Genomic DNA, 10,018 nt, shown 5'->3' on the forward strand with positions numbered 1-10,018 from the left:
AAAAACATGACGATCCGTATCGGGGCAAATCCCATTGGCTGGTCGAATGACGACATGCAGGAACTCGGCGGCGAGACTCCCCTTGAGGTCTGCTTGGCCGAAGCCAAGGAGGCTGGGTTCGAAGGCATGGAGCTCGGGAACAAGTTTCCGCGCCAGCCGGAAGCGCTGAAGAAGGCGCTGGCCCCGTTCGGCCTCGCCTGCGTATCGGGCTGGTATTCCGCCGAGCTTCTCGAGCGCGATGCGGATGCGGAGATGAAGGCGCTTCGCCCGCATCTCGATCTCCTGAAAGCCATGGGATCCAATGTTCTGGTCTTCGCGGAAACGTCCAACGCGATCCACGGCGACCGGTCGAAGCCGCTGGCGCAGCGCCCCATCATGAAGTCCGGCGACTGGGCCGAATTCGGGCGCCGAGTGACACAGGTCGCGGAGCAGACCCTGAAAGAGGGCGTCCGTCTCGTCTATCATCACCACATGGGCACCATCGTGGAGTCGGAAGCCGATATCGACGCATTCATGAATGCGACCGGCGATGCCGCCCACCTTCTGCTCGATACTGGCCATGCCACGTGGGGCGGCGCGAATCCGGCCGCACTGGCACGTCGTTACCGCAACCGCATCAGCCATGTGCATACGAAAGACGTGCGCAAGGCCGTGATGGAGAAGTCGAAAGCTCAAAATTGGAGCTTCCTCGATTCGGTCATCGAGGGCGTCTATACGGTTCCGGGCGATGGAATGGTGGACTTCGTGTCCGTGTTCAAGGAGCTGCCGGGCTATAGCGGCTGGGTCGTGATCGAAGCCGAGCAGGATCCCAAGAAGGCGCATCCGCTGACCTATGCCAAGATGGGCTATGCCAACCTTACGCGCTTCCTGAAGGAAGCGGGGCTCCGCTAAAGGAGAAAACCAAATGTCGAAACTCCTGGTCAAACCGTCGAAGCCCAATTCGAACGGCCGGATTCACGCCATCACGCCGGCTTCTGCCGGATGGACTTATGTGGGCTTCGAAGTGTTCCGCCTCAAGGCGGGGCAAAGCCTCAGGCAGGATACCGGCAGTCGGGAAGCATGTGTCGTCATGCTCGCCGGACGCGCTCGGGCTACGGCCGCAAGCCAGGATTTCGGCATCATCGGCGGACGCACGTCCCCGTTCGAGCCCGATCCGTGGTCGCTCTATGTTCCTGCGCGTTCGGAATGGTCGCTGACGGCGGAGGGCGATTGTGAAATCGCCGTCTGCACGGCGCCGGCAGAGGGCAAGCTGCCGGCCCGCGTCATTCGCCCCGAGCAAGTCGGCCAGGAGACGCGCGGCAAGGGCACGAATATCCGGCACGTCCGCAACATCCTGCCGGAGACAGAGCCGGCCGAAAGCCTTCTGGTGGTCGAGGTCATCACGCCGTCGGGGCACTGGTCGAGCTATCCGCCCCACAAGCACGACCGCGATGCGCTGCCGAACGAATCGCTACTGGAAGAAACCTATTATCATCGGCTGAATCCGCCGACCGGCTTTGCCCTCCAGCGGGTCTATACGGATGATCGCTCCCTCGACGAAACCCTCGCGGCGAGCGACGGCGACGTGGTACTCGTGCCGAAAGGCTACCACCCGGTCGGCGCACCGCATGGTTATGAACTCTACTATCTGAACGTGATGGCGGGACCGAAGCGGATCTGGAAGTTCCACAACGATCCGGCGCATGAATGGATGCTGGCCCAGGCCTGAACGCTGACGGCGAAAAGCGGTCCATTTCCAAATTGTGCCCACATTCCCATGTGAGGGTTTTCGGACATAGCTGAGATCTCACATGGGAGAGTATCTTCATGATCCGTCTTGGATGGTTTGTTGTCGGCGCCATCGCGCTCCTGTTGGGAGGCTGCGCCGTGTATGGCGCCGCCGAGACAACGACCGTTCATATCCAAGGCGATCAGACGCGCGTCACTGCCGACCGTTGGGAGGGCGCCGTCGCGTGCGGTCCTGGTACAGGACAGTCCCCATGCTCTGCCAGCTCCGTGCGCGAGGGCATTCGTTGACGCCCAGCGCGAACTGATTGATCCGGCGCTCCGCATCGGGCTATATGCCCGAGAGAGCCTCGTTACCAATGACTGGGCTTCCTTGACGACCGACGCGCTCTAGCTTTGCATCATGCGCCGTTCCGACAGCATCCGTAACGGATATTCGGACGAGGAGAACCGGCATGACGCTCGTATCAACATCCGCACGCTCTCAATGGCCCGCCTTGGAGTACGCCCAGTGGCGTGACACAGCCACCACGCTTCAGCTCTGGATGCAGATCGTCGGCAAGACCCGCCTGTCCCGGACGCCATGGCTCAATCATTCCTGGCACGTGGTCCTCTATGTGACGGCAAGAGGTTTGAGCACATCTCCCTTCGACGTGGGTGGCGAATTGATGGAGATCGAATTCGATTTCATCGACCATGCCCTGAGGATCCGCACCAGCCAAGGCCAGGAACGAGCCCTTCCATTGGTTGGCCAACCCGTCAGTGCGTTCTATCGCTCCTACCTCGCCGCGGTTTCCGAATTAGGCTTCACGGTCCGGATCAACCCGGTTCCGAACGAGATCGATCCGGCAATTCCCTTCGGTGACGACAACGAACACCGGATATACGATCCCGAAGCTGCCCATCGTTTCTGGCGCGTCCTGATTCAGGCCGACCGGGTCTTCAAACTCTTCCGTACCGCTTTTCTCGGGAAATGCAGCCCGGTTCACTTCTTCTGGGGCAGCTTCGACCTTGCCGTGACCCGCTTCTCCGGGCGTAGAGCCCCGCCGCACCCCGGCGGCGTTCCGTCCCTGCCGGACACCGTGGTGCGCGAGGCTTACTCTCATGAGGTGAGCAGCGCTGGTTTCTGGCCTGGGAACGATACTTTCCCCCAGGCGGCGTTCTATTCCTATGCCTATCCTGAACCTGCGGGATTCCGCGAGCAGCCGGTTAGGCCCGCCTCTGCAACCTTCAACACAGTTCTCGGCGAGTTTATCCTGCCTTACGATTCCCTGCGCGCAGCGGATTCACCGGACGAAGCGCTGCTGTCGTTCCTGCAATCGACCTATGAGGCCGCAGCCGAGACAGCCCATTGGGATCGACCGGCACTCGAATGTTCCCTAGGAGTAATCGGTCACCCGCGACCGGTCCCAGCTTAGGTTGTACCAACTGGTTTATCGGGAAAGATTCGGTCGCCCTGCTCGTCGATGATCTGTCTGGCCTTGGTGACCGAAAATGTGACGGCATCATCCCTGCTGGCGTGAGTTTCCGCCCGTACGAAGCGATGTTCCTTCATTCCATCAGGAAAGTCTTTTTCGATGGTCCCGGCCGTCTGGAACTGACCCTTGGACGAATAGGGAGCAGGCCGGATTCGATAGCCCTTATACTCGACCGCCTCGCCCGCCACCTCCTCCGGCCCCGAAGGGCGCTCTTTACCAGAAAGACGGGACAAGAGATCGGAAAAGAAAGAAGCCATGGGCCACGTGCACCTTTGTGATAATCCGCCTTTCATACCACGAATGGAGGGCGTCGCGCCAACACCTCGTCAGGCGAGCAGTTCCACATAACGTTTGACCGAGCAGGTCACGACAGCTTTCGCATCGCGCTTTATGTCCTTGCCGACGAAGGCGCCATACATACGGTCGTAGTCCCGGGCCTCCATCATGGCGCCGATCCGGACGACCTCCCGGGCTGGTAGGGGCATCATGTTGGGATAGCTCCACAGGAAACTGACCCGCCGCACATCCGCGGCCACCTGGATGATATCTCCCGACAGAACAACGCCAGCTCCGTCATGAGCCTGGCGCCAATGCAGGACCGTTCCGCCCGAGAAATGACCGCCGAGCCGGATCAGCGTGATGCCAGGTAGGATCTCGCGCGTATCTCCCTCCCACAGCACGATGCTTTCAGATGGTCGCATGATCCACTGGCGGTCGGCCGTATGCAGATAAATCGGGATATTTCCGAAGGCGGCGCTCCAATCCTGCATGGTGGTGTAATAGTGCGGATGAGAGATAGCGATAGCGGACAACCCGCCTAACGCCCGCACAATGCTGATCGTGGCATCGTCGAGATGAGCGACACAGTCCCATAGAATGTTTCCGGCAGGCGTGCGGAGCAGAAAGGCCCGCTGATTGATGGCAAAGGCCGGAACCGTATGCAGGCTGTACAGATCAGGTTCGTGCTGTCGCCACGTATTGGTATGGAGAACCGCCAGTTTCTCACGGGTCGTCCAGGCTTGACCGGAGATGGGGACGTACTGCCGCTCGTCGTCGCAGATCGGACAGGCTGTGGGCGGCGCCTCTGCGGGAGGATAGGATGTCCCGCAGGTGGAGCAGAGGAAGGTCGGCATCGTGAATCCTGCACATACAGAGGGAGCTGCGCACCCTACCCTCTTGCCGTCGAGGATCAAAGATGGCCCGCAGCCGAATTGGACGGGCTGAGATTTTACATCGTCTGATCGATTGCATAGGATCAAAGTTGGGACCGAATGGAGACCGGGATGGGAGCGAAACGAGAAGCGCAAAACCCGGATGCAGCCTCTCAGGCGACAGAGGGTGTCCATACCGATTTCGCTGAAGGCATGAGCTACGGCGATTATCTGCATCTTGATACATTGCTCGCGGCGCAGGTGCCAATGACGGGCGAGCATGACGAGTTGCTCTTCATCGTCATTCATCAGGTCATGGAGCTTTGGCTCAAGCTTCTCAATCGGGAGCTCGACACTGCTCTCGACTATGTCCGCGCCGACGAATTGCAGCCCGCCTTCAAATGCACGGCGCGCATCAACCGTATTCAGGAGCAGTTGATCCAGGCGTGGACGGTGCTCTCGACAATGACACCTTCCGATTATCTTCGATTCCGGCCATCCCTCGGACGATCCTCCGGCTTCCAGTCCTGGCAGTATCGCTTGGTGGAGTTCAAGCTCGGCGCCAAAGATGCCGTGAAGATCGCTCCTCATCGGCACCGGTCGGACCTTGCTGCCAAGCTCGATGCTGCGTATCGGGCACCGAGTCTCTACGACGAAGCCTTGCGCCTTCTGGCGCGACGGGGCTATCCCGTCCCAATCGAAGTCATTGAGCGTGACGTGACGGAGCCTTATGTGGCCCATCCCGGCGTCGAGGCAGTCTGGGAAGAGATCTATCGCCACTCCGATCAGCATTTCGACCTCTACGAGCTTGCCGAAGAGCTCGTCGATCTCGAGGATGCCTTCCAGCAATGGCGCTTCCGTCACATGAAGACGGTCGAGCGCATCATCGGGATGCGTCGCGGCACCGGCGGAAGCGCCGGCGTCGCTTATCTCCGGCACGCGCTTGAGAAATCGTTCTTCCCGGAGCTCTGGTCCGTTCGGACTAGGCTGTGACGTCAGGATAATGCCATGCGCGATCTTCGCAGTCACTTCTCACGCTTTCTACGCGCGGAACCGGCGCGCCTCCATTTCGCGGCGCATAGTCACCACCCCTGGCCGGATGTCACGCGAGACGCACAGCTCCAGGCCTGGGATGATGCGGCCCGTCTCATGGACGACAAATGGGAACATGTCCTTGGCCCGATTCTGGAGGAGTTTCGCGGCCACGTCGCCCGCGTTCTCGAGCTTCAGGATCTTTCTGCAATTGCAGTCGCGCCGAACACCCACGAATTTCTGAAACGGATCCTGTCCTGTTTTTCCTTCGACAAGCCTGTTCGGATCCTGACGTCGGACGGGGAGTTCCACTCGTTCAGCCGGCAGATCGCGCGCCTTGAGGAGGACCGTCTCGTGACGGTGACGCGCATTCCGACTGCGCCCTTCGCCACATTCGAGGATCGCTTTCTCTCTGCATCACAGCAGGGCTACGATCTTGCCTTCGTCAGCCAGGTCTTCTTCAATTCAGGCTTCGCCATCGACGTCGATCAGATTGCAACCGGACTTATCGACGACGCCATGCTCGTGATCGACGGTTATCACGGCTTCATGGCCCGACCGACCGATCTTGTGCGAATTGCATCACGAGCATTCTATGTGGCGGGCGGATACAAATACGCCATGGCTGGTGAGGGCGCGTGCTTCATGCATTGCCCCCCGGGCTGGGGAATGCGTCCCCGCGATACAGGCTGGTACGCCGCATTCGGACATCTGACGAAAGCCCAAGATGGTCAGGTTGCGTTTAGCGAAGACGGATGGCGCTTCATGGGATCGACCTTCGATCCTTCTGGCCTTTATCGATTCAATGCGGTCATGCGCTGGCTTGCCGATGAAGGAGTTTCGGTTGCGGCTATCCATGATCACGCGTTGGCCCTCCAGGCTCATCTGTTGCAGCAGGTGGATGCTCGTAGCGGACTCGACCCCAATACCCTCGTCGTGCCTGCCCGCGAGCCACACCGGGGCAATTTCCTCACCTTCGAAACGCCTGACGCGCGGTGCCTCTACGAAAAGCTGAAGGATCTCCACATCGTGACGGACGTGCGCGGCAACCGCCTGCGGCTAGGGTTTGGTCTCTATCAGACGACAGAAGAGGTCGACGAGCTTCTTCATCGCCTCAACGGAACCCTGCCTCTCTCTTCCGTTTCTGGTACGGCGTCGGCAGGTTCCTGACTTTCGGCCTGCTCATTCTTTCACGGCGCCGGTCATCGACGACACATAGTAATCGACGAAGAATGAATAGAGCAGCACGACAGGGAGAGACCCGAGAAGCGCCCCGGCCATAAGCGCCCCCCATTCATAAACGTCGCCTCGCACCAGTTCCGTCAGAACGCCCACTGGAACAGTCTTATTCTCGGACGATTGGATGAACGTAAGGGCGTAGATGAATTCGTTCCAGGACAGAGTGAATGCGAAGATGCCGGCCGAGATCAGTCCGGGAACCGACAACGGCAGCATGATCCGCGTCAGGATTTGCCAGCGCGATGCACCGTCGACCAGCGCACATTCCTCCAGCTCGTAGGGGATGGATCTGAAATAGCCCATCAATAGCCAAGTGCAGAAGGGAATCAGGAAGGTCGGATAGGTAAAGATCAATGCGAGCTTGGTATCGTAGATGCCGAATTTGAAAATCATCACCGCGAGCGGGATGAAGAGAATCGAAGGCGGCACCAGATAAGCCAGGAAGACGGCAAGTCCTGTCCAGCGAGAGCCGGGAAAACGGACCCTCTCAATGGCGTAAGCGGCCAGGACTGCAGCGGCAAGGGAAAGGATCGTCGATCCGACGGCGACGATCATCGTGTTGAGAAGCCATGACGGATAGGACGTCTCGAACAGAAGATAGCGAACATGCTGCAGCGTTGGGCTCGATGGCCAAAACGGGCTGTACTCGCGAAAATTCGTGAGCTCCGCATTGGGCTTCAAAGCCGTGATCGCCATCCAATAGAACGGGAACAGAAGCACGAACACGAAGATGGCGAGCGGCAAATAGACCATCACCATCCGGCGGGGCAGCCGCTCCAGATAGCTCATGCCGACGCTCTCATCGGCAAGCGTCGGATCTATCGGCCTGGCTGAGTATGTCATCAGTCTTTGCCCCCCTGCTGCCAGCGGCGGCGCTGCAAACCGAAATAGCTGAACAGGATCGCACCCAGCAGGAACGGCACCATGGCAACCGCGATAGCTGCGCCCTCTCCGAGCTGACCGCCGGGAATCGCACGCTGGAAACTCAAGGTCGCCATCAGATGTGTCGCGTTCAAGGGGCCGCCACGGGTGAGGACGTAGATCAGCTGGAAATCGGTAAAGGTGAACAGCACCGAAAAGGTCATCACCACGGCAATCAGCGGTGACAGCACAGGCAGCGTGATGAATCGAAAGCGCTGCCAGGAGGTGGCCCCATCGAGGGTCGCAGCCTCATGAAGCGACGGCGAGATTGTCTGAAGTCCAGCCAGAAGCGTGATGGCGACGAATGGGATACCTCGCCAGACATTGGTGAGAATGACCGTAATCCGTGCATTGGTCGTGTCGCCCAGGAAATTGATCGGCGATTGGATGAGGCCGATCTTCATCAACGACCAGGAAATGACCGAGAATTGCGCATCGTAGATCCACCAGAAGGCGATTGCCGACAGAACCGTCGGCACGACCCAAGGCAAGAGCACGACCGCTCGGATCAGCGCCTTGAACAGCAGATGTTCGTTAAGCAGGAGCGCGAGCCAAAGTCCTAAGGCGAATTTCAAGATAGAGGCCGCGACCGTATAAAGGATCGTGTTGAATACAGCGAGCCAGAAGAGACTGTCTTCCCACAGGAGCTGATAGTTCTCCAGGCCGATGAAGACACCGGGCCGCCCAACGCGCGTATCGGTGAATCCGAGCCAGACACCGAGGCCGAGCGGATAAGTCAGGAAGATCAGAAGGAACGCCGCTGCTGGCAGCATGAAGAGGAGGCCAAGAAAGCCTCTGCGCTGCAGCAGGGGTTCGCGCACGGGCATAGTGGATGCGTCCGTGCGCGTGAGAGCGGCTCCGGCCATCAGCACCTCCGGTCTTAAGGAAGGTTTGGACGGCGCCGGTGCAGCGCCGCCCGGTTCGCATTGTCAGACGCGATAGTAGCGATTGGCGCGCTGCTCCGCGCGCTTGGCAGCTTCTTCCGGAGTTCTTTGGCCGGTAGCAGCCTCCGCCACCATGTCGACCATGACATAGTCGGCCATCGTCGCCGCGGACGCATAGCCGAGCGGGCCGGCATAGCCATTCGGCCGCAACGTCGAGGATGCCCGCTTGTACGGCTCGTTAACTGGGTCCGCCGTCCAGACGGGATTGTCGATCATTCCCTTCAGCGGCGGGCAGCAATAGGCGCTTGATGCCGTAATCCACTCATCCATCTGCGGCTTGTCGAGCATGTACTGCAGATAGGCGCGAGCCGCATTCGGATACTTCGTGTACTGGAAGATCACCGCAGATGTAGTCTGATGCAGCTCCACCGGCTGCCCGACGGGCCCGGTGGGCGTGACCGTGGATCGGATATCCTTTGCGATTTCGGCGAGCTTTGGATCATTCTTGGCAGAATAGTAGAGCGATACGCCATTCGCGGTGACAGAGATATCGCCCGACAGGAAGACGCGGTTATTGTTGATGTCTAGCCAGCTTTCCGTGCCAGGAATGAAAGTTTGATAGAGCTCACGCGCATATTGCAGGGCCTTGATCGTCTCCGGCGAATTGATGACAACCTTGCCGCTTTCGTCGACCATCTTGCCGCCATGGCTCCAGACGATCCAATGCGCGAAGTTGTTGCCGTCACCAACCGCCTTGCCAAGCGCGAAACCCGCGGGCTTGCTTTTGGCCTTGAGGGCTTTGCACATCTCGAGAAATTCATCGGTCTTCTCTGGAAACTTTGACCAGCCTGCCTGCTGGAGCATGCTCTCACGATACAGTATGCCGTTGCCGATCGCCGCGAGCGGGAGCGCAATGAAGTTATCCCCCTTCTTGGCGTAACCTTCGAGACCGGGATAGTAGCCGCCGTATCGGCTCGCAAAGCTGTTGGCAATATCCGTTACGTCCAGAAGCTTGTCCGGATACTGGAACGGATCATCGAACCATACGAGCATGATATCGGGACCCGACCCAACATTGGCTGCGACCGCTGCTTTCGGTCGGATGTCTTCCCAGCTTTCCTTGTCGACCCGAACCTGCACGCCGGTCGCTTCAGTGAACTTCTTCGTGTTTGCTAGCCAGGAATCTTCGTCTCCCTTGACGAATGGCGTCCAACGCAGGACACGCAGAGACGCCCCCTGCTCCGGCTTGTAGCTCGGTGCCGCAGCTTGTGCGAAAGCCGGCGAGGCACTTAGCAACTGGCTACCCACAGCGCCAGCTGCCACGCCCGCAGTCCCGAGAAGCAGATCACGTCTAGACAAAGCCATCGTCGTTTTCCTCCGCAGCCCGGGATTTTGAAAAGTGCCGCAGCCTTCCCGGCGGGACTGCGGACTTGCAGTCAGTTCAAGCGCCGAGTTGTTTCCTTATCGAAGAGATGAACGAGGGCGGGATCCGGTTGGATGCGGATCGTCTCGCCCGGTTGAGCACTGATGCGCTCGCGGAACACACAGGTCATGTCCCGGCCCTGCACACGGGCGAAGACCTGGGTTT

11 protein-coding genes are annotated in these 10,018 nt (G+C 59.4%); 6 read left to right on the plus strand and 5 right to left on the minus strand.

Going from position 1 to position 10,018, the window contains the following annotated elements; all coding sequences use genetic code 11:
• The first annotated feature begins 6 nt into the window (after positions 1-6).
• From iolE to K9B37_RS16320, 4 genes are all read left to right on the plus strand, one after another.
• A complete protein-coding gene (gene iolE, locus K9B37_RS16305; RefSeq protein WP_224314600.1) occupies positions 7-891 on the plus strand; it encodes a myo-inosose-2 dehydratase in 885 nt (294 codons plus the stop codon).
• 13 nt (positions 892-904) lie between these two features.
• Positions 905-1,708 (plus strand): 5-deoxy-glucuronate isomerase, encoded by an 804-nt coding sequence (iolB, locus tag K9B37_RS16310; protein WP_224314601.1) that lies wholly within the window; start codon positions 905-907, stop codon positions 1,706-1,708.
• A gap of 98 nt (positions 1,709-1,806) precedes the next feature.
• Entirely contained in the window at positions 1,807-2,016 is a 210-nt protein-coding gene (locus tag K9B37_RS16315; protein WP_224314602.1) for a hypothetical protein, read from the plus strand.
• Positions 2,017-2,180: 164 nt separating this feature from the next.
• Positions 2,181-3,143 carry a DUF5996 family protein gene (locus tag K9B37_RS16320; RefSeq protein WP_224314603.1) on the plus strand — a complete coding sequence of 321 codons (963 nt, stop codon included), beginning with the start codon at positions 2,181-2,183 and terminating at the stop codon, positions 3,141-3,143.
• On the opposite strand, the gene K9B37_RS16325 is transcribed toward K9B37_RS16320, so the two are convergent.
• The gene (locus K9B37_RS16325; protein WP_224314604.1) at positions 3,140-3,460 is read right to left on the minus strand and encodes an HlyU family transcriptional regulator; all 321 of its coding nucleotides are present in this window, start codon (positions 3,458-3,460) and stop codon (positions 3,140-3,142) included. The two genes, K9B37_RS16320 and K9B37_RS16325, sit on opposite strands and share 4 nt — an antisense overlap.
• Before the next feature lie 69 nt (positions 3,461-3,529).
• The gene (locus K9B37_RS16330; RefSeq protein WP_224314605.1) at positions 3,530-4,336 is read right to left on the minus strand and encodes an MBL fold metallo-hydrolase; all 807 of its coding nucleotides are present in this window, start codon (positions 4,334-4,336) and stop codon (positions 3,530-3,532) included.
• A gap of 150 nt (positions 4,337-4,486) precedes the next feature.
• On the opposite strand from K9B37_RS16330, the gene kynA reads away from it, so the two are divergent.
• Together kynA and K9B37_RS16340 are read left to right on the plus strand one after the other, a co-directional pair.
• A complete protein-coding gene (gene kynA / locus K9B37_RS16335) occupies positions 4,487-5,347 on the plus strand; it encodes a tryptophan 2,3-dioxygenase (protein ID WP_224314606.1) in 861 nt (286 codons plus the stop codon).
• Positions 5,348-5,362: 15 nt separating this feature from the next.
• On the plus strand, positions 5,363-6,556 hold the full coding sequence (locus K9B37_RS16340) for an aminotransferase class V-fold PLP-dependent enzyme (protein WP_224314607.1): 1,194 nt from the start codon (positions 5,363-5,365) through the stop codon (positions 6,554-6,556).
• A gap of 12 nt (positions 6,557-6,568) precedes the next feature.
• On the opposite strand, the gene K9B37_RS16345 is transcribed toward K9B37_RS16340, so the two are convergent.
• The 3 genes from K9B37_RS16345 to K9B37_RS16355 all read right to left on the minus strand — a co-directional run bounded on the left by K9B37_RS16345 (position 6,569) and on the right by K9B37_RS16355 (position 9,795).
• A complete protein-coding gene (locus tag K9B37_RS16345; RefSeq protein ID WP_224314608.1) occupies positions 6,569-7,468 on the minus strand; it encodes a carbohydrate ABC transporter permease in 900 nt (299 codons plus the stop codon).
• Positions 7,468-8,373 carry a carbohydrate ABC transporter permease gene (locus K9B37_RS16350; RefSeq protein ID WP_224314615.1) on the minus strand — a complete coding sequence of 302 codons (906 nt, stop codon included), beginning with the start codon at positions 8,371-8,373 and terminating at the stop codon, positions 7,468-7,470. Before K9B37_RS16350 ends, K9B37_RS16345 begins: the two co-directional genes overlap by 1 nt.
• Before the next feature lie 102 nt (positions 8,374-8,475).
• A complete protein-coding gene (locus K9B37_RS16355; protein ID WP_224314609.1) occupies positions 8,476-9,795 on the minus strand; it encodes an ABC transporter substrate-binding protein in 1,320 nt (439 codons plus the stop codon).
• Positions 9,796-10,018 lie beyond the last annotated feature (223 nt).

It is taken from the genome of Microvirga puerhi (assembly GCF_020089865.1).
Lineage (GTDB): Bacteria > Pseudomonadota > Alphaproteobacteria > Rhizobiales > Beijerinckiaceae > Microvirga > Microvirga puerhi.